Here is a 17819-nt window from a genome sequence, read left to right on the forward strand (position 1 = left end):
GGGTCATGTCGCGCACGACCCAGAGCGGCGGCATGTCGCGTTCATTGAGCACCTTGTGCATGCTGTAGAGATCTTCGGCTGTAAAGTCGGGCCAGAGGAAGTTAACAGCGGCCCAATCCACGAACTTGCGGTTCATGGCGCCGGTTGCCGTCAATCCTATGCCCCCTCGCCGTCAGCATAGGCAACCGAAAGAAGCATGCCGCGAAGAAGTGGTGACAACGCGGCGATGTCGATGTCACCTTGCAGGTTGATTTCCGGAAGCATCGTGCGGTTTTGATCCCCAACTGGGCCTTGCAAGTGCTAGCGAGTATCGAGCGGTAAAAGAACAATTGCCAGTGACAAAGCTAAAGCCGAAGGGGTGTGTCCCACCCGCCCCTCCCTTCCCTTGCAACCTGGCCCAGCCGGTCCGGTCGGGGGCTTGCCTCAGTGCAAGTGGACATGGTGAGTGTCGCATTTCTAAATGGCTGAAGACCCGCCCAAGGTGACATTTCTACTTTGCAAACCGGCGGACATTTCAACCTTGCCGCCACATGGGGTGTAGCCGGGTGGGTTCTAGAATGAAGTGCGACTTGCTAATGATCCCAATGGGTTATCAATTGCAAGGACGATGCAATGAAGCGCACCTACTCTCAGATCGGATTGGACGAACGCCGTAAGATCGCCCGTTAGAGGTTGGCTGGGCTCAGTATCGACGCCATTGCAGAGAAGCTCGGAAGGCATCGTTCGACGATCTTTCGCGAAGTCCGACGCAACATATTCGTCGACAAGGAAGTTCCTGATCTCAGCGGCTACTACTGCGTGACCGCGCATCAGATGGCCTGTGATCGCCGGTTAAAGCTGCGCAAGCTCGCGCGCTTCTCGCATGTCCGGCAGTCGGTGATCGAGCGGATCGTACACGGCTGGTCACCGCAGCAGATTGCCGGTCGGACGCGCCTGGAGCACCATCCGATCTCGGTGAGCCACGAGACAATCTACAAATTCGCATACTCGGCCGACGGCCAGGCGATCAAGCTGTGGCAACACCTGCCGGTGTATCGCCCCAGGCGCAGGCCGCGACACGTGAGGCGTAAAATGCATTGATGGGCTCACTTGCAGAATGTCAGAAAATTGAATATATTTCTGACAGGAGAATTACCATGCAACGACTGCCATCTCAAATTCTTGCTTATGCCGAGCAGTTGCCGCAGGGTACGGCCCTGTCCGCAAAAGGCCTCCTGCATCTCGGAAACCGGGCCGCAGTGGACCAGGCTTTGTCGCGGCTGCATGAGCGTGGCCAACTGATCAGGGCTGGGCGTGGTATTTATATGAAGGCTATCAGAAGCCGGTTCGGAAGCAGGCCGCCGACCGTCGAGCAAGCGGTCGAGGCAATCGCACATCAACGTGGCGAGGTCATCGTTTCGAATGGAGCGGCGGCGGCCAATGCCCTTGGGCTCACGACGCAGGTTCCGGTTCGCTCCATCTACCTGACGTCTGGCCGCAGCCGGACGATGAATGTCGGAAGCCAAAAGGTCGAGCTCAAGCACGTCCCTCGCTGGCAGTTGTCGCTCGCTAGCCGGCCGGCCGGCGTCGCTGTACGCGCGCTCGCCTGGCTGGGGCCGGAGCGAGCGGATGATGCTCTTTCAAGCATCAAGCGGAAACTGCCCCCCGAGGCGTTCAACGAGCTTGTTGCTGCAGCACCCCAGTTTCCGACCTGGCTCGCGCGAAGCGTCGGAAAGGCAGCGCATGGCTGATCACTTCCTCGAGCTCTCATCCGAGGAAAAGCGAGAGGTTCTCGCAATTGCGTCAGATCGATCGAAGCGTCCAGTCCACTTGCTCGAAAAGGACGTCTGGGTCGTCTGGGCGCTTCGAACACTCTACGCCACGGCGCTCGGAAAGAGCCTTGTCTTCAAAGGCGGGACTTCGCTCTCGAAGGCCTACGGCGCCATTCGACGATTCTCGGAAGACGTCGACCTCACATACGACATCCGCGCGCTTGCCCCTGATCTTGTCGGGGACAGCGAAGAAGCGCTCCCGAAAACCCGGAGCGAGGAGAAGCGATGGTCGAGCGAGGTGCGACGGCGACTACCGATGTGGGTGAGCGACACGGTTGCACCAATCATCGCCGCTGAGCTAGAGAGCCAATCGCTTCCAGCGGAGGTCCGTGTCGAGGCCGACAGGCTCTATATCGACTACCAGGCCATCGGCTTGGGATCTGGTTATGTCGCACCCAGTGTGATGCTGGAGTTTGGAGCTCGGTCGACGGGCGAGCCGGCCAGCCTGCGAGAGGTCACTTGCGATGCGGTCGGCCTCGTTGAGGGAGTCGACTTTCCGACGGCCAACCCGAGGGTAATGCACGCGGAACGGACGTTCTGGGAAAAGGCCACCGCGATCCATGTCTTTTGCCTACAGCAGCGACTCCGAGGCGAGCGCTTTTCGCGCCATTGGCACGACATCGTGCGCCTTGACGACATTGGTCTGGCCGACAGAGCAATTTCCGACCGCGGGCTAGCAACCGCCGTCGCCACGCATAAGTCGACGTTCTTCGCGGAGAAAGCCGCCGATCGATCGCCAATTGACTACGAGGCGGCGGTAAACGGCAACCTGGTGCTGACGCCGGTCGGCGAGGGACGGAAAGCCCTCGAAGAAGACTACTCCAGGATGGTGGAGGACGGTCTCCTTCTCGATGACGCCGAGACGTTCCACGATTTGCTCGAGCGGTGTGCTGCCATCTGTGGCAAGGCAAACGTCGCAAGCTGACAGCTGCTTGGAGGTCCTCCGATGGCAAGACGCGACCTGTCGAGAGAGGAACTCTTCGCATTGGTATGGGAACGCCCGACCAGCGAGATCGCTAATAAGCAAGGCATCTCCGACGTCGCAGTCGGAAGCTTTGCGAGAAAATGCAGGTTCCCAAGCCTCCCCGGGGCTAATGGGCGCGCGTGGTAGCGGGCCAGACACCGCGACGCCGCGCTTTGAAAGCATTTCGAGAGGAACTGGAAGCGAAGCGGAAAAGCGCGCTACAAGCCCACCGCCGGACATTTCACTGAACTTCAATCGAAATTTTTGAATGTGGCACTCGACGAACTTCGCAAACGTCTCATCGAGCACCAGATCGATACCTCGGGCCCGAAGCATACGAGCCTCGAACCCAAGCCCTACCCCACCTCGCTCGCGCTCCCATCACTTTCGAGCGTGGCACGGAGTTCACGGATTGGCCATATCTCCAAGCGAGCATCGGCACCCGTAGCGCAGCGGACATTACTCTTACCAAATAGTCGGATAAATCGCATATTCGCACAATTCGAAGGAGCGGCCCACGATGGAAAAATTCTCAACGGAAGAATTGCTGCGGGATTTTAAGACCGTGACCATGGCGGCAGATCGCCAGCCAGTCGCTATTACTCAACATCGCAAGGCCCGCTACGTCCTCATGACCTACGACGATTTCGAGTCCATGAAACAAAAAGGTGGTCCACGCAGGGTCTATGGCCCCCATGAAGTCCCCCCCGAATTGGCTAAGTTGATCGGTCCCGAACTGGACCGGCTAATAGCGGAAGGAAGCGAGATCAAGGGCTGATGCTCCGGCCAATGGTTCGATCATCTCTGGACATGGCAGAGCGACAAGAGAGAAACTGAAGGCAGAAAGTCACGCCCGGTTTGCATGGTTCTGGTAATCCCAAAAGGCAATCAGACTAGCCTGATCTTATTGGCTATCTCAGGCACCGCCTCCCGTTCCGATCAAACCGCCTTGGAGATTCCCAGCTCGAATGTCGCCACGCTTGAAATCCGTGAGTGGAAAGATGCGCGGGTTCATCTCGACGCGTCTGTCAGGCTCGATGCGACGCGTTCGAAGCTGATGACATCGACATCACCCCGCAGCAAGTCATTCGCAATTTCGACAATCTTGCCCTCGTGCGTGAACAAGATCGGCTGGAACGCCCGTCCTCCGGACGCCAGAGTTCTCAACCCGGAAGCCTTGCGCTCGTCATCGAACGACTGAAATACATCGTCTGTTATGAAAGGAAGTGGCTCGTTGCGACTGCAGAAGTCCTCAATGAACGCCAGGCGGAAGGCTAGGTAAAGCTGATCTGCGGATCCTTCGCTGAGGGCTTTCGTCGGAAGCCGCTCGCCGTCGGATCGTTCTGCTTTTAGCCTTACCGCATCCTGATCGTCGAATTCCTGCACCAAGCGAACGAAAGATCCATTCGTCAATGTGGAGAAGTACTCGCTTGCCCGTGCGAGCAGCGGATCTGCCTGTGACTCCCTGTAGCGTTCCAAAGAGGTTGATAGCAGTTTTGAGGCGAGCCTCAGAACTGCCCACTGCCGTGCCAGATCCTGTGTCTCTTGTTCCGCAGATGCTTTATCGAAAGCAGCCTCCTCCGCGCTCAGTCCGGTCTCGAGCGCCTCTTTTGTCGATGCCAGCTCAGCGAGTCTTCCCTTGAGCTTGCCGAACATGTCGAACTGTTGGGTATCCTCGGCCGCAAGCGTCTCGATCTCCAAATCGGCGGCGACTCGATCGAAATCGTAAAGTTTTATCCGGATGTCGTCTTCGCTGATGCCTCTGGAATGCAGCGACAGCCTCCGCCGACTGTCGTCAAGCTTCTCGACCACGGCACGACGCCTTCCGAGACGCTCGAGAAGTGTCCTGCCGTCTATCCGGACATTCAGACGAGCCAACTGAGCAGCCACATCCTGGCTGATCGACTGGCTTTCTTCGGCTATCTGCTTAAGATCAGCGGACACTCGTTCTCGGCTTGTAGCGAGATGTCGATTACGATCCTCGGCGGATTGTGCGTCGGTCATTCGTTTGTGCAAGGTATCGACAGCGAGTAACGGAGCGAGTTTGGAAAGATCATCACCGATCGATTTGCAGATGCCCGACAGCTTCTCCTCGAATTGATCTATGTTACGTGCCATGCCGTCGACACGGCGCTGTCTGTTCTGTCTTTCAGCGTAACAGCGCGGGATTTCTTTCCAGACCTGGATTGCAGCTTCAGCCATCTCCAAGGTTGGAGCACCATCAAGCCCGAAAGCAACGCATGTCTCAGCGAATTGCGACTGCCACTCATCAACTTCTGTGGCCAAGGCAGCGATCTTGCGCTCTCCATCAGCAATGTCGTTCTCCAGCGTTTCCTGCCGGGCGCGGACGATACGCCGCTCATCCCAGGCCTTTGCCAGTTCGGCCAGCTTTGTCTCCACGAGCCTGACATTCGAGGAAAGCGGACCGGCAAGCTTTGCTTCGAGCCCGATGGCTGCTGCGATGCTCGCAAGTTCAGATGTAACTTGGACATTCCGGCTTTGAACAATGCGAAGCTGATCTTCCAGGTCCCGGACGTTCTCGCGCCTCTTGGCGATGGCATTTATGCCGCGGAGCCATTTGCCCATTTGGTCTATATCGAGAACCGGAATTCCTGCATGATCGAAAAGTCCCGAGAATGCGGCCAATACACCTTCCTGGTGATCCCGTGCGGCCTCGAGTTCGATATCACAGGTACCAATGTCACCATCAAGTCGAGCCAATCTCAGCGTCAGCGCCGAGTGGCGCGCGGTTCTTTCAGCTTGCGAAAGTGCACCGTCCGACAGTTTGTCCGCCTCGCGAACGAGTACTGGCAACGCGCCGTCCCAGAGATTACCGGACTGAAGTCCTTGAATGGCCGCATCGCGGACAGCCCTCGCTTCTTCGATCATCGAACGGGTAATGAGTTGCCGATCATCTTCGAGGTCCGAGATGAGCTGTACTACGTCCTCGCGCTCCAAGCGGCGCTCTGTCCGCTTTTCCTGGGCACGTTTCACACGGTCGGAAGCTGCTACAAGATTCGGGCGGTGTTTCTCCAATTCAACTTCGTCCGGAAGCGGGAGCTTCAGAAGCGCTTCGAGGTCCTGGACTGGAGGAGCCAGGCGAGCCTTCGCTTCGCCGATATCCTGGCGTGCCCTTGCCAGCGCGGTATCAATTTCGTCAATCCGTTCGAGCGATCGGATATCTGGCTGGAGGGCACCAAGACGTTCCTGTAGAGGCCCGACATCTTGAAGCGTGCCACCGCTTTCGGTTCGTTGCATACGGCTGAATTCCGAGGTCTGGTCTTCCAGGCGCTGCCGTAGGCTCGTCTCGGCGCGTTTCAGCTCGTCTCCATCGCGGATAAGACTATTGAGACGATTGATTTGAGCATCAGCCGGCTGTGTCTGGATGAGCGTCTCCACCGAACCCCGGTGCCCTGCCCTTCGACCAAGGCCAGCAAGCTCAAGATCGAAATCCGCTACCTCTGCCCGGACTCTCGAGAAATCGGCCTTCGCTTGAGAGTACGCCACCTTCTCCGTGAGAAGCTCGTGGATCAGGTCTCGCTGGTTTAAAACAGCAGGGTCGAGCTGCAGTGCCTCAAACTCGTCCCGAATGCGCTCGCTCGTCGCAAGGGAAGCAGCTTCTCGCGCGGCGAGTTCATGGAGACGCGCCAGCTGGTTTTCGAGCTGCTGCTCGATCTCATTCGGCACTGCGGCGATCTCGTCAAATTCCGCCAGTCCGGCCAACTCTACATCGACATCGGTCAGAAGCGGTTCGAGCGTGCGTAGGTTCTGTAGAAGATCAAGACGCGTTTTCGTTCGCAGGCGCGCGTGCCCTAGCTCTTCCAACTGGCGCTCGACCTCACGGATTTCATCAGAGAGGCGCTTCCAGTCGGGCGAACGGAGCTCATGAACTTTCTCGGACTGCCGCGCAGCCTCGTGACGATCGAGCGCCTGATAGAAGGCCCGGTCCTTCGACTTTCGCTGAGAGAAGATCGCGTCAGCCTCACCGTCCAAGCTCTTGCGCAGCTGGGTGAGCCCCGTCAGTCCGGAGGCGGCCGAGAACAGGAGGCGGCCGATCTCGCCATCGCCCGTCGCCATCTCCTCTCCCCCGTGGCGGAGCCTGGCAGAATCCATTCCGAAAGCCTTTTCAAAGACTGATCGGTTCACCCCGCCAATAAAGGGAGAAAGGATATCGTCCGCGAGAGGCAGCTCTTGTTCCGAATTGGAGACCAATGTTGCCTTGCGACCTTTACGGCGCCGGAAATCGATCGATGCACCGTCACGTCGCGTTAGGCTCGCGCCGACCCTGAGGATGGATGGCTCGAACTTGTGCAATCCGGCAACTTCGTTCTGAAAGCCGAACAGGAGATCAGACAGGGCACGGAGCAAGGTGGACTTGCCCGCCTCATTCGGTCCATAAACGATGTGCAACTTTGCATCCGGCCGAAATGGGATGGATCGGTCCGAAAGTGAGCCGTATCGGAGAAGATCAAGCCGATCGAAGCGCATGATTCAGCCTGCCGTCGCCATTCGTGCCAGAAGCAGCTCACGTGCCTCTTTCACCAGTTCGACATTTGTCAGGCCAAGCGGGCTGTCGTTGGTAGCAAGACCTCCGGGCATCTTCGGCAAGATCTCCATCAGGATCTCATCGACATGGATAGCATCGTCCCCATGATCCTCTAACGCCCTGAAAAGCTCAATTCCTGCAAAGGAGGTCGCCGCGACGGGCACCGAGGAGGAGAGCCGCAGCTCAAGTTTCTCGATCCAGATGTCACTGTACGCCCGCTGGCAGGCCGCGAGCACCTCATCCTGCCACTGCGCTCGATCACGCGCCAACTCGTCGTAGAAGGCACAGGCCCCAGAAATCCGGATGCGTGCCGCGACTGGCTTGCCGTCGAATTCCGCCGACAACCGAATCGCTTCTTCCTCGATCCGCTTCAATACATCGACATCGAGATCGCCTTCGCTAACGTCGATACCGATTGAGATGAATCGGGCGCTGTCAACGATAAGGCGATCAACGGTCGCGATGCCATCATCGACAGTAACAAGTACTGCACCCTTTGCGCCTTGCTCACGGATGCTTCGACCCTGGAGATTGCCTGGGAAGACAACCAGAGGATCGGATGCGACTATTTCAAATTCATGAACATGGCCAAGCGCCCAATAATCGTAAGCACGCGATCGCAGATCGTCGACCGAGCACGGCGCATAGGCCTCATGCCCCTCACGTCCAGTCATTGAGGTGTGCAGAACTCCTATGTTGTACCAGCCCGCAATTGCCGAAGGATACCCGATTGCTAGATTTTCGTATGCCGCCCGGTCCGTAAAACCCTGTCCATGGAGGGCGACCTTCTTCTCGTCGATGAGGAAGGTGGAAGGCTTGCTCGTTGCAAATTCGTGCACGTTGTCGGGTAGTGTGATCGTCTTGGTGATCACGCTCGCAGCATCGTGGTTTCCACGTATCAGGTAGACTGGAATGCCCGCCCGCTGCAGCCGACCCATTTCACGATTGAAGAACAGACCGACCTTGTTGTCCTTCCAGTCCCCGTCATAGATGTCTCCAGCAATGACGACGAAGTCGACGGCGAGTTCGACCGCACGGCTGACGAGCAGCGTTACCGCCTGTCTGGTCGCCCTCGAAAAGAGCGCCGCGAGCTGCTCATCCTTTACCGACAGCCCCTTGAAGGGACTGCCCAAATGCAGGTCGGCGGCATGAATGAATCTGAACGATGTCATGGCACGTCTCCGGTCTGTTGCTTAAAGGTTCACTTTAACGCCACCACTTTCAGCGGGTAGCCAGCTGCGGTCTTTGTCCACCGGTTTCGATTAACCGTGTTGCGATGCAGATGGCTCTGAACTCAGAAGACTCGTAGAGAATGCCTGCGCCAAAATAAGAAAGGAGCAACGTGTGCTCGTCGCGTAGTAGATCACTTCCATAGCGTAGCTTGGCGTTAAACCACTCATCCAGTTTGCGCCCTCCCCTGTCGCGCCGATCGGACGCCTCGCCGCCAAATTCCTGCATGAAACGCTCCGCGTGCGGCTTTGCAGCGAAGCAAAAAACATTGCAATTCCAATCCTCGCATTCGACCTGATGTCCGCGCGGGCAGATGAGAAGGTGGTTTCCCTGGCAGAACGCCGCCTGCTCGAGTCAGCCGAGGAACAGCTCGGCAAACAGCGCTATCTGGGGTGGATACGTCCGGTCGATTTCTGCCGGAGTGAGCTCGCCTTTGCGCCTGGACATGAAGGCATGTGTTCACGGTATGTTCTGTTTTGTCAATAGGTTTACGGCCGGAAACGCGCAGGGCTAAGCGAGTGACCGTCCATCGCGCCTCGTGCTCGAGGTATCAACATGGCCACAAAACGCAAATGACAGTTTTGATTTACGGTCAAGTTCGGTGTCAGCCGAGAGCTTGAGGATTACATGTGGAGCGCGGAACGCTGCGAAGCTGGAGGTCGATGCCGGGCTTTTCGCTCCCGGTCGCGGCGACGGTGCGCCCTCAATGTGCTTGCAGAGATGGCCGGCATCAGTCCGACGGACGTCGCGGGCCGAGCTCTCGCTTCGACAAACATGTCCGGCAGTCCGTGATCGAGCGGATCGTGCATGGTTGGTCGCCACAGCAAATCGCCGGTCGGATGTGTCTGGAGCGCCATCAGATTTCGGTCAGCCAAAACGATCTACAAGTTCGCATACCCGGCCGACGGCCATGCGATCAAGCTGTGGCAACACCTGCCGAAGCATCGCGCCAGGGCGTTCGAGGTGCTTGAGGATAGTGGTTTTCGAACCGTCCATATCATTGGCCTCCAGGCGTTTCACGATTTCCTCGTGTTCAGCCAAGGTGAACTTCTCCTTGCCCGTCCAGATCAGCATTTTCATGTGGTATTCCTTCAGCCAAGCAAGCATCGCTTCGCTGAAAGCGACATAGATCGAATTGTTCGGGCCATCGCCACCTCGGGGGGCGTTGGCGCCCGACGTGCGCATCCTGCGACCTACTCATTCCAATGTTGTATAAATGTTCTACATTGATGAGGCGAAGCCAATGGCGACAACGAGAGGTCAATCGGCGAGGAAAGACTTTTCGACAACCTCTAAGCTCAAGAAGGTTCGCGGCTCGTTAGACCTGACTGTGCCGGTCGCTGGTCGCAACATGCCTGGGTCTAACAGGTGGCAAAGAGCAGTAGGGAATGAGGTCTGGTAAGACCTAACATCCCGGTCCCTGGCGAGATCTGGCTCGACATGGCTAGGTGGCGGATCACACCATGGAGATCCGCCTACGGTGGTTCAGAAGCGCTCAAGAACGACCTTGCCCTTGGTCTTACCGCTCTCGATCCGGGCGTGCGCCTTTTGCAGGTTTGCTGCATTGATCGGCGATAGTGTCTCCGTCAAGGTCGTGCGAATCTTGCCATCGTCGACGAGACGAGAGACCTCGTTCAACAGCTTCCCCTGCTCCGCCATGTCTGCCGTCTGATAGATCGAACGCGTGAACATCAGCTCCCAGTGTGTCGAGACCGCCTTTCGCTTGAAACCTGTCACGTCCAGGGTTTCAGGATCGTCTATCAAGCCGAAGCGCCCCTGCGGAGCGATCAGCTCGATGATTTCCTTCAGATGACGGTTGGTCTCCGTCGTCGAGAAGACATAAGCCGGGGCACCGATGCCGAGGGCAGCCACCTGTTCGGCGATCGGTTTTGAATGATCGATCACGTGATGAGCACCCAAAGACCTCACCCATTCCTGCGTTTCCGGCCGAGATGCGGTTGCGATGACAGTGACATCAGTCAGAGCGCGTGCGAGCTGGATTGCGATCGACCCCACGCCGCCAGCACCGCCGATAATGACGATGGCGTTGGCGGCGCCTGGCACCAGCCTGCGGATGTCGAGCCGGTCGAAGAGCATTTCCCAGGCAGTGATAGCCGTGAGAGGTAGGGCTGCAGCCTCGGCATCGGACAGCGTCTTCGGCTTCAGTCCCACGATACGTTCGTCGACCACGTGGAACTGGCTGTTGGCGCCGGGTCGGATCAGGGAGCCTGCGTAGAACACTTCGTCACCGACTGAGAAGTCGCCCGCGTCCGGGCCAGTCTCGAGGACCTTGCCGACGGCATCCCAACCCAGAATTTTCCATTCATCCCGCGCAGGATTTACGCTTCTGCGGATCTTGGTGTCGACCGGATTCACCGACACGGCCTTCACTTCGACCAGAATATCGCGGCCGGACGCCGTCGGACGAGGAAGTTCGACGTCGACCAGGGCATCTCTGCGCTCGATGGATCCTGCTGACTTGTACGCCACAGCCTTCATGTTCAGCTCCTGCTTCTTGCTGTTTGATATGAGGCATAAGCTGGCGTATATTCGCGAAAGCGCAATACGCACAAAATATGCACGTAGTGTCAAAGAGGATACTGTAGATGGGAAAGGTTCGTCATTCCCGGTTCGACTGCTCGCCGGGTTGCTCTGTCGAGGCTGCGATCGGCCTCATCGATGGTAAATGGAAGTCTGTGGTGCTCTTCCACCTTCTTTCTGGCACGCTCCGGTTCAACGAGATCCGGCGGCAGCTGCAGAACGTCACTCCCCGCATGCTGACGAACCAGCTTCGCGAGCTCGAAGAGGATCGGTTGATCGAACGAAAGGTCTATGCGCAGGTGCCGCCGAAAGTGGAATACAGCCTTTCCCCGCTTGGCCGCAGCATGGAGCCGATCCTCCTCGCCCTGAAGCATTGGGGCGATGCCAATATCGACTTGTATGGCAAGCCTAAAGGCACTCCTGCCCCTCATGAGAGTAAAGCCGCGTAAGGACGAAGGTTGCGCGCCACTTCCATCAGTGTCTTCTCTTCAAGGCGCGGTAGAGCGCGATCGTCGTGAATACTGCCGCGGCGGGGACCCGCTTCCGGCTCATAGACGCGGATTTGGAGCCAGTACGAAATCGTGTTCCACCTGCCAGAACTTATCCCGGAATCCGAGTTCGTGTGCCCGAACAGGATCGTTCATCAGGCAGAATTTTGCGAGCAGGCTTTCCTTGACGCCGAAGACCGCATCCGAATGGATATAGGGATCATCCGGATCGAAGATGTGGGTGGTGAGTTTATCGAACCCGTCTGCCTTGACAATATAGTGCAGATGCGCCGGCCGATAGGGATGGCGACCGAGATGGCCAAGCAGCTGGCCGACCGGGCCGTCGTCCGGGATCGGATAGTATTTCGGCTTCACCGCGCGAAACCAGTAATGTCCATCGGCACCCGTTCGGAAAATGCCGCGCAGGTTGAAATCCGGCTGAATTCCCTTCTGCTGCACGTCGTAGAACCCCTCGTCATTCGCCTGCCAAACATCGATGACCGCATTTTCAATCGGCCGGCCCGCGGTATCGAGGATGCGGCCGCTGATCACCATGTCCTCGCCCTTCTCGTCGAGGCAGATATTGGCACCCATCGGGAGTTCCGGCGCATCCGCGACGTGGAATGGTCCAAGGACGGTACTCTCGGAGGCGCCCGAGGGCTTTCTGTTGTTGATCGCATCGACCAGCATCGAGACGCCGAGCACATCTGACAGGAGGATGAACTCCTGCCGCCATTCGTTGCACATATGGCCGGTGCGGGTGAGGAAGAGGATCGCCTCCATCCACTCCTCCTGCGTCGGCTCCAGTTCCTTTACCGCCTCGTGCAGCTTGCGGGTGACGACCTCCATCACCTCCTTCAAGCGCGCGCTCTTCGCATCGGCGTTTCGGCTTGTGACCACCTCGACGGAATTTTCCTCGGTGAAATAGCCCTTTTCCTTGGCGTTCATGATCACCTCACCGATCCAGGATGGTCTTCAACACGCGGCGCAGGACGCCTTCGGGATCGGCGACCGCCGCATCTGCGCGCCAGGCAACATGGTGATCCGGCCGCACCAACACAGCACCGGAATCGCGGACCTCGCGGATGCGGGCCCAGTCACCAGTCAGATCCTGCCATGCCTGCCGTGGGCCTATCTTGTGAACGGTGATCGGCAGGCCGAATTCCTTCGACAATGCCTTTGCCGCCGCCACCCAGCCATCGCCGCCGATGCCGGTCAGGATGGTGAAGACGCCGTGGCCGGTGAGATCAAGGCTCGACACCTTGCCACCATCGGCGCCAAACAGCCAGGCATGTGGCAACCGGGCGCCGGGCCATGTCGTCTGCTGGAAATGCAACTCGGCGTCCTTCCCGAAGGCCGGTTCCGGTTGGCCATCCTTGACGACAGCGGTCGAGTCATAGCGGTGGTTCATCTCGACACCATGGGCATCGAATTCATAGACCTTGTAGGCGATTGCCTCGCGGATTGCGGCGCGCTGGCGTTCGGCATCGGCGGTATCGTCGCAGCGCGCATCCATGTTTTGCTGCATCTTCACCGGATCGACGGAATCGAGCAGGCCGAGCGCCTTGAAGATTGGACCGAATTCCTCGATCGACTTGTTGGCGCGGGTGACGATCTGCCTGGCGACCGGCGCACGCTCAGCCTGATAGCTGTCGAGCAGTCCCGTTCCGGCCTGCCCCTTGATGACCATGGCGAGCTTCCAGGCGAGGTTGAAACCATCCTGGATCGAGGTGTTGGAACCGAGACCATTCGACGGCGGATGGCGATGGGCGGCATCGCCCATGCAGAAGACGCGGCCATTCGAAAGCGTCGTCGCATACATGTTGTTGACCGTCCAGGTGGAGACCGACTTGATCTTGGGCTGGAGGTCGGCAACGCCGGTCAGCTCGCGCACAACCTTGGTCGCGAAGGCCTCGTCGACCTCAGGCGCCGGCTGGTTGATGTCATAACCCCAGACGATCAGCCACTCGTTCCACGGCCGCACCATGCGCACGAGCCCCATGCCGATGCCGCCGACATCCGCGCCCGGCTGCAGCACCCAGTAAAGTACCGAGGGACGATGGGCGACATAGCGGGAAAGATCGGCCTCGAACAGGATGTTCATCGAGCCGGCGACCCCCATCTTTCCTTCGAAGGAAAGACCCGCATGTTCGGCGACCTTGGAGTTGCCGCCATCGGCACCGATCAGGAATTTTGAGCGGATGGTGATTTCCTTGCCGGTCAACCGGTCGAGATAGGTGGTGGTGACGCCCTCGGCATCCTGCACATGGCTCAGATACTGGGTTGACATGCGCGACTGCGCGCCACGCGAGCAGGCCGTCTTGAAGAGCAGCGGCTCCATATAGGTCTGCGGCAGGTCGTTCATGCGCCCGGGCGACGACAGGATATGCTCGGCACGCGAGAGCGGATGGTTGCCCCAGCTCTGCATGCGGCCAATCTCCTCCCCCGCAACGGCGGTGCAGAACACATTCTGGCCCATCAGATCCTGCTCGGTTGCAAACATGTAGGCCTCGTCTTCCACGTCGCGGCCGAGATCACGGAGAACCTCCATGGTGCGCTGGTTGGTGATGTGCGCACGCGGCGTGTTTGCCAGCCAGCGGTAGCGGTTGATCACCAGCGGCTCGAGACCGTAGGTCGCAAGCAGCGCGGCTGTCGCCGAGCCCGCGGGTCCCGTTCCAATGATCAAAACGTCGGTGGTGATGTCAGCCATTCGGCCCTCCCTTGTCATCCTGTCTGAGTGGTCCGCCCTTCAGCAGGCGGCGGACCGGAAAGAGTTCCCAACCGGTGCGGTCGCAGATCAGCCCCCAGAGCCCCCTTGGCGCAAAAAGCATGGTGACGATGGCCAGCCCACCAAGCGCCATCAGATACCAGGAGCCGTAGTTCGAAAAGGCATTCTGCAGCAGAAAGAAGATGATGACGCCGAGGATCGGACCTTCGATCGTGCCGATGCCGCCGATAACAACGATAAAGACGACATAGGCCGTCCAATCGGTGAGCGAGAAGGCGGCATCGGGCGAAATCCGCGCCTTCTGCAGGTAGATGAGCGCGCCGACGATGCCGGTGAGAAACGCCGTCAGCAGGTAGATCGCAGTCTTGAGCTTCCGCGCATCGACGCCGAGCGCTCGGGCCGCCGTTTCGTTGTCGCGCACGGCCCCGAGCCCGAGGCCCTGCTTGGAGCGCAGCAACTTGTAAACGAAGGCGATCATCAGCGCCGCGAGCGCCAACGCCAACCAGTATGCCAGCGCGTCGGCAGCCGCGGAAGCGCGCATGCCGAACCAGTCCTGAAGCAGCGAGATGCCGAGCATCTCCCGTGTCGCTTCGCGTGGCAGCGAGGTGCCGGTGCCGCCACCGAGCGTCTTCCACTGCGCAAAAAGCAACCGCCCGACTTCTGCGATGACCCAGGTGCCTATCGCGAAATAGGGACCATAAAGCCGGAAGGCGAAGAAGGCCGTGGGTACGGCGATGATCATGGCGAAGAGACCGGCAAGCGGGATGGCGAGGATCGGATCGAGACCAGCAAGGATCACCAGGCCGAACAGAGCGTAGGCACCACACCCGACAAAGAGCTGCTGACCGACGGAGATCAGACCCGCATAGCCGGCAAGCAGGTTCCAGTTCTGCGCCAGCGCCAGCATGGTGAGAATGAAGAACAGATCCTGAATCACCCCGCGCGAGACAAGGAAGGGAGCCGCCGCCAGCGCCAGGACCGCGACGAGGGAAATGACGGCGAATATGGTGGAAAGCCGTGTGCGCGTTTCCACCCGCCAGCCCGCGGGCGCTTCGATCTCGGTCGTCATGGTTTCAAGACCTGGGGTCATGGCGTCTCAGTCCGCCGCTCGGGGAAACAGGCCGCGCGGCCGGAAGAGAAGCACGAGAAGGAAGGCGATATGCCCGACAAGGATCTGCCATTCCGGATTGATAGCCGCGCCGACGGTCTGAGCGACACCGAGGATGATGCCACCGGCAAGCGTGCCCCAGAGTGACCCAAGCCCGCCGATGATGACAGCCTCGAAGGCGTAGATCAGCCGCGCCGGCCCCGCCGTCGGGTCAAAATTCGCGCGCGTGCCGAGATAGAGCGCCGCGATCGTAACGATCACCATCGCAAGCCCGGTGGCGACGGCGAAGATCGAGTTCGGCCGGATACCCATGAGACTTGCGGTCACTACGTCATCGGAGCTGGCGCGGAAGGCGCGGCCAAGCGCTGTGCGATAGATCAGCTGGTTGAGCGCGACGATAACCAATATCGCGGACGCGAAGGTGATCAGCGGCATCACACCGGCACTGATGTTGCCGAGACTGACAGACGCCGTTTCAAGCGCACCGGCCGAGATGCGGCGGCTATCGGCGGTGAACCCTTCCAGGAGGCCGTTCTGGATGACGATCGACAGGCCGAAGGTGACGAGCAGCGGCGGCAGGATATCCTTGCCCAGAGTGCGGTTCAGCAGGTGATATTGCAGCACCCAGCCGAGGGCGAACATCAGCGGGGCTGCAATAACGGCGGCGACGAAGGGATCGAGCCCGAGCGTGGAGACGATCACAAGGATGAGGAAGGCCGCGAGCACGATAAGGTCGCCGTGGGCCAGATTGACAAGGCGCATGATGCCGAAGACAAGGCTCAGGCCCGCGGCAAAAAGAGCATAAAGGCCGCCGAGCAGCACACCCTGCAGAAGCGTATCAATGAAGCTCATTGGGCTCTGCTCCGAAATAGGCCGCATGGATATCGGCGCGATTAAACTCCGCCGGTTGACCGGACAGCGTAACGCGGCCCTCCATCATGCAATAGACGCGGTCGGCAACCTTCAACGCCTGGGCGATGTCCTGCTCGACGATGATGATGGCAGCGCCGGCGGCACTAATCTTGGAGAAGGCGGCGTAGATATCCTTGATGACGACGGGCGCAAGACCGAGGCTCAGCTCGTCGCAAAGCAGGACGTCCGGGTTCGACATCAGCGCCCGGCCGATTGCCACCATCTGCTGCTGGCCGCCAGACAACGCGGTCGCCGGATTGCGGCGGCGCTCGTTCAGGATTGGAAAAAGCCGGTAGATGCTGTCGAGGGTCCAGGGACCGGCCACCGAGCGGCCGTAAGCTCCGACCAGCAGGTTTTCCTCGACGGTGAGAGAGGAAAACAGCTTTCGCCCTTCCGGCACCAGCGCGATGCCGCGGCGCACGACATCGGGGGCGGCAAGCGCGCCGATCGGTTCGCCGCGATGCAGGATCATCTCGGCACGATTGGTGATGATGCCCGCGATCGAGCGCATCAGGGTCGATTTACCGGCGCCGTTTGCGCCGATCACGGCGACGGTCTCACCGGCGTCGAGCCTGATATCGACGCCGAAGATTGCCTGGAAATCGCCATAGAAGGCAGTGAGGGCCCGGGTTTCGATGAGGCTTGGCATCAGACCTCCATTCCCAGATAGATTTCGCGTACTTCGCTGGAGGCCATGATCGTCTCCGGATCGCCGACCCCGATCACCCGGCCAAAATTCAACACGAGGATGCGCTCGGTGACTGCGGTCAAGGCGTGCAGCACATGCTCGATCCAGATGACGGCGATGCCGCGCTGATGCACGCGCTTGATGGTGGCAACCAACTGGCGGCATTCGCCTTCGGTCAGCCCGCCGGCGATTTCATCGAGCAGCAAAAGCTTCGGCTTTGTGGCGAGCGCGCGGGCAAGCTCCAGCCGCTTGCGTTCAAGGAGGGTAAGCGCGCCCGCGGGCATGTTGGCCTTGGCAATCAGACCGGTTTCCACGAGAATATCAGCGCAAAGACCGGCGACCTCGCTTTCCCTCGCCTGCGAACCAAAAGCGCCAGCGACAAGAAGGTTTTCATAGACAGTCAGCTGATCGAAAGGCTGCGGGATCTGGAAAGTGCGGCCCATGCCGGCCAGGCAGCGCTGCATCGGGGGCTGACGGGTGATGTCACGGCCATCGAAGTGGATGGTGCCGGTCGCGACGGAAAGATTGCCGCTGATCAGATTGAAGAGGGTCGATTTGCCGGCGCCATTCGGCCCAATGACGCCGAGCGCCTCGCCCGGCTCCACGCAAAAGCCGATGTTTTCGGCAACGACGAGCGCGCCGAAGGATTTTGATACAGCGTTGAGTTCGAGTATGGGCATCACGTTCTCGGTTCTTTATGTGGCTTTCCGGGAAAACCCCTTATCCGGCCTGACGGGCCACCTCTCCCCGCGCGGGGAGAGGCAAGAGCAAATCCACAATTCCGGTTCCCTCCTCCCCGAGAA

At 59.2% G+C, this 17819-nt stretch carries 14 protein-coding genes and 4 pseudogenes; 6 read left to right on the plus strand and 12 right to left on the minus strand.

What is annotated here, in order from left to right; translation table 11 throughout:
- Window positions 1-264: pseudogene (locus tag RHIBUN_RS33265) on the minus strand (hypothetical protein); the annotation flags it as partial.
- Between the two features lie 408 nt (window positions 265-672).
- Here RHIBUN_RS33265 and RHIBUN_RS33270 point away from each other — a divergent pair.
- The 4 genes and pseudogenes from RHIBUN_RS33270 to RHIBUN_RS0110550 form a co-directional block, all read left to right on the plus strand.
- Window positions 673-1071 (plus strand): annotated as a pseudogene (locus tag RHIBUN_RS33270) (helix-turn-helix domain-containing protein); the annotation flags it as partial.
- A 65-nt stretch (window positions 1072-1136) separates the two neighbouring features.
- Window positions 1137-1730, plus strand: coding sequence for a DUF6088 family protein (locus tag RHIBUN_RS0110540; protein WP_025659531.1), 594 nt, complete (start codon window positions 1137-1139; stop codon window positions 1728-1730).
- Window positions 1723-2736 carry a nucleotidyl transferase AbiEii/AbiGii toxin family protein gene (locus tag RHIBUN_RS0110545; RefSeq protein WP_025659532.1) on the plus strand — a complete coding sequence of 338 codons (1014 nt, stop codon included), beginning with the start codon at window positions 1723-1725 and terminating at the stop codon, window positions 2734-2736. The genes RHIBUN_RS0110540 and RHIBUN_RS0110545 overlap by 8 nt, the downstream gene beginning before the upstream one ends.
- Window positions 2737-3295: 559 nt before the next feature.
- Window positions 3296-3553: a type II toxin-antitoxin system Phd/YefM family antitoxin gene (locus RHIBUN_RS0110550; RefSeq protein WP_025659533.1), complete on the plus strand. Its 258-nt coding sequence runs from the start codon at window positions 3296-3298 to the stop codon at window positions 3551-3553.
- Between the two features lie 233 nt (window positions 3554-3786).
- Here RHIBUN_RS0110550 and RHIBUN_RS0110555 read toward each other — a convergent pair whose 3' ends face one another.
- From RHIBUN_RS0110555 to RHIBUN_RS36800, 3 genes are read right to left on the minus strand one after another with little or no spacing between them, the layout of a single operon-like run.
- Window positions 3787-7263, minus strand: a complete 3477-nt coding sequence (locus RHIBUN_RS0110555; RefSeq protein ID WP_025659534.1) for a YhaN family protein — start codon at window positions 7261-7263, stop codon at window positions 3787-3789.
- A 3-nt stretch (window positions 7264-7266) separates the two neighbouring features.
- Window positions 7267-8493: a DNA repair exonuclease gene (locus RHIBUN_RS0110560; RefSeq protein ID WP_025659535.1), complete on the minus strand. Its 1227-nt coding sequence runs from the start codon at window positions 8491-8493 to the stop codon at window positions 7267-7269.
- A gap of 49 nt (window positions 8494-8542) precedes the next feature.
- A complete protein-coding gene (locus RHIBUN_RS36800) occupies window positions 8543-8779 on the minus strand; it encodes a hypothetical protein (RefSeq protein ID WP_025659536.1) in 237 nt (78 codons plus the stop codon).
- A gap of 545 nt (window positions 8780-9324) precedes the next feature.
- On the opposite strand from RHIBUN_RS36800, the pseudogene RHIBUN_RS37270 reads away from it, so the two are divergent.
- Window positions 9325-9505: pseudogene (locus tag RHIBUN_RS37270) on the plus strand (IS30 family transposase); the annotation flags it as partial.
- On the opposite strand, the pseudogene RHIBUN_RS35265 reads toward RHIBUN_RS37270, so the two are convergent.
- Together RHIBUN_RS35265 and RHIBUN_RS0110585 are read right to left on the minus strand one after the other, a co-directional pair.
- Window positions 9506-9682: pseudogene (locus tag RHIBUN_RS35265) on the minus strand (GntR family transcriptional regulator); the annotation flags it as partial.
- A 354-nt stretch (window positions 9683-10036) separates the two neighbouring features.
- Entirely contained in the window at window positions 10037-11050 is a 1014-nt protein-coding gene (locus RHIBUN_RS0110585) for a zinc-binding alcohol dehydrogenase family protein (protein ID WP_025659540.1), read from the minus strand.
- A 107-nt stretch (window positions 11051-11157) separates the two neighbouring features.
- Here RHIBUN_RS0110585 and RHIBUN_RS0110590 point away from each other — a divergent pair, with 107 nt between their 5' ends.
- Window positions 11158-11541 carry a helix-turn-helix domain-containing protein gene (locus tag RHIBUN_RS0110590; RefSeq protein WP_025659541.1) on the plus strand — a complete coding sequence of 128 codons (384 nt, stop codon included), beginning with the start codon at window positions 11158-11160 and terminating at the stop codon, window positions 11539-11541.
- Between the two features lie 99 nt (window positions 11542-11640).
- On the opposite strand, the gene RHIBUN_RS0110595 is transcribed toward RHIBUN_RS0110590, so the two are convergent.
- From RHIBUN_RS0110595 to RHIBUN_RS0110620, 6 genes are read right to left on the minus strand one after another with little or no spacing between them, the layout of a single operon-like run.
- Entirely contained in the window at window positions 11641-12528 is an 888-nt protein-coding gene (locus tag RHIBUN_RS0110595) for an intradiol ring-cleavage dioxygenase (RefSeq protein ID WP_025659542.1), read from the minus strand.
- Between the two features lie 7 nt (window positions 12529-12535).
- Window positions 12536-14290, minus strand: coding sequence for an FAD-dependent monooxygenase (locus RHIBUN_RS0110600; protein WP_025659543.1), 1755 nt, complete (start codon window positions 14288-14290; stop codon window positions 12536-12538).
- A complete protein-coding gene (locus RHIBUN_RS0110605; protein ID WP_156932687.1) occupies window positions 14283-15398 on the minus strand; it encodes a branched-chain amino acid ABC transporter permease in 1116 nt (371 codons plus the stop codon). Before RHIBUN_RS0110605 ends, RHIBUN_RS0110600 begins: the two co-directional genes overlap by 8 nt.
- A 6-nt stretch (window positions 15399-15404) precedes the next feature.
- Entirely contained in the window at window positions 15405-16268 is an 864-nt protein-coding gene (locus tag RHIBUN_RS0110610) for a branched-chain amino acid ABC transporter permease (RefSeq protein ID WP_025659545.1), read from the minus strand.
- Window positions 16255-16977 carry an ABC transporter ATP-binding protein gene (locus RHIBUN_RS0110615; RefSeq protein ID WP_025659546.1) on the minus strand — a complete coding sequence of 241 codons (723 nt, stop codon included), beginning with the start codon at window positions 16975-16977 and terminating at the stop codon, window positions 16255-16257. The genes RHIBUN_RS0110610 and RHIBUN_RS0110615 overlap by 14 nt, the downstream gene beginning before the upstream one ends.
- Window positions 16977-17696 (minus strand): ABC transporter ATP-binding protein, encoded by a 720-nt coding sequence (locus tag RHIBUN_RS0110620; protein ID WP_025659547.1) that lies wholly within the window; start codon window positions 17694-17696, stop codon window positions 16977-16979. The genes RHIBUN_RS0110615 and RHIBUN_RS0110620 overlap by 1 nt, the downstream gene beginning before the upstream one ends.
- Between the last annotated feature and the right edge of the window lie 123 nt (window positions 17697-17819).

Source organism: Rhizobium sp. IBUN (assembly GCF_000510625.1).
Lineage (GTDB): Bacteria > Pseudomonadota > Alphaproteobacteria > Rhizobiales > Rhizobiaceae > Rhizobium > Rhizobium altiplani.

Coding starts and splice junctions, on each gene's coding strand:
- RHIBUN_RS0110540 (WP_025659531.1), top strand. CDS start 1,137: ATGCAACGACTGCCATCTCAAATTCTTGCTTATGCCGAGCAGTTGCCG.
- RHIBUN_RS0110545 (WP_025659532.1), top strand. CDS start 1,723: ATGGCTGATCACTTCCTCGAGCTCTCATCCGAGGAAAAGCGAGAGGTT.
- RHIBUN_RS0110550 (WP_025659533.1), top strand. CDS start 3,296: ATGGAAAAATTCTCAACGGAAGAATTGCTGCGGGATTTTAAGACCGTG.
- RHIBUN_RS0110555 (WP_025659534.1), bottom strand. CDS start 7,263: ATGCGCTTCGATCGGCTTGATCTTCTCCGATACGGCTCACTTTCGGAC.
- RHIBUN_RS0110560 (WP_025659535.1), bottom strand. CDS start 8,493: ATGACATCGTTCAGATTCATTCATGCCGCCGACCTGCATTTGGGCAGT.
- RHIBUN_RS36800 (WP_025659536.1), bottom strand. CDS start 8,779: ATGCAGGAATTTGGCGGCGAGGCGTCCGATCGGCGCGACAGGGGAGGG.
- RHIBUN_RS0110585 (WP_025659540.1), bottom strand. CDS start 11,050: ATGAAGGCTGTGGCGTACAAGTCAGCAGGATCCATCGAGCGCAGAGAT.
- RHIBUN_RS0110590 (WP_025659541.1), top strand. CDS start 11,158: ATGGGAAAGGTTCGTCATTCCCGGTTCGACTGCTCGCCGGGTTGCTCT.
- RHIBUN_RS0110595 (WP_025659542.1), bottom strand. CDS start 12,528: ATGAACGCCAAGGAAAAGGGCTATTTCACCGAGGAAAATTCCGTCGAG.
- RHIBUN_RS0110600 (WP_025659543.1), bottom strand. CDS start 14,290: ATGGCTGACATCACCACCGACGTTTTGATCATTGGAACGGGACCCGCG.
- RHIBUN_RS0110605 (WP_156932687.1), bottom strand. CDS start 15,398: ATGACCCCAGGTCTTGAAACCATGACGACCGAGATCGAAGCGCCCGCG.
- RHIBUN_RS0110610 (WP_025659545.1), bottom strand. CDS start 16,268: ATGAGCTTCATTGATACGCTTCTGCAGGGTGTGCTGCTCGGCGGCCTT.
- RHIBUN_RS0110615 (WP_025659546.1), bottom strand. CDS start 16,977: ATGCCAAGCCTCATCGAAACCCGGGCCCTCACTGCCTTCTATGGCGAT.
- RHIBUN_RS0110620 (WP_025659547.1), bottom strand. CDS start 17,696: ATGCCCATACTCGAACTCAACGCTGTATCAAAATCCTTCGGCGCGCTC.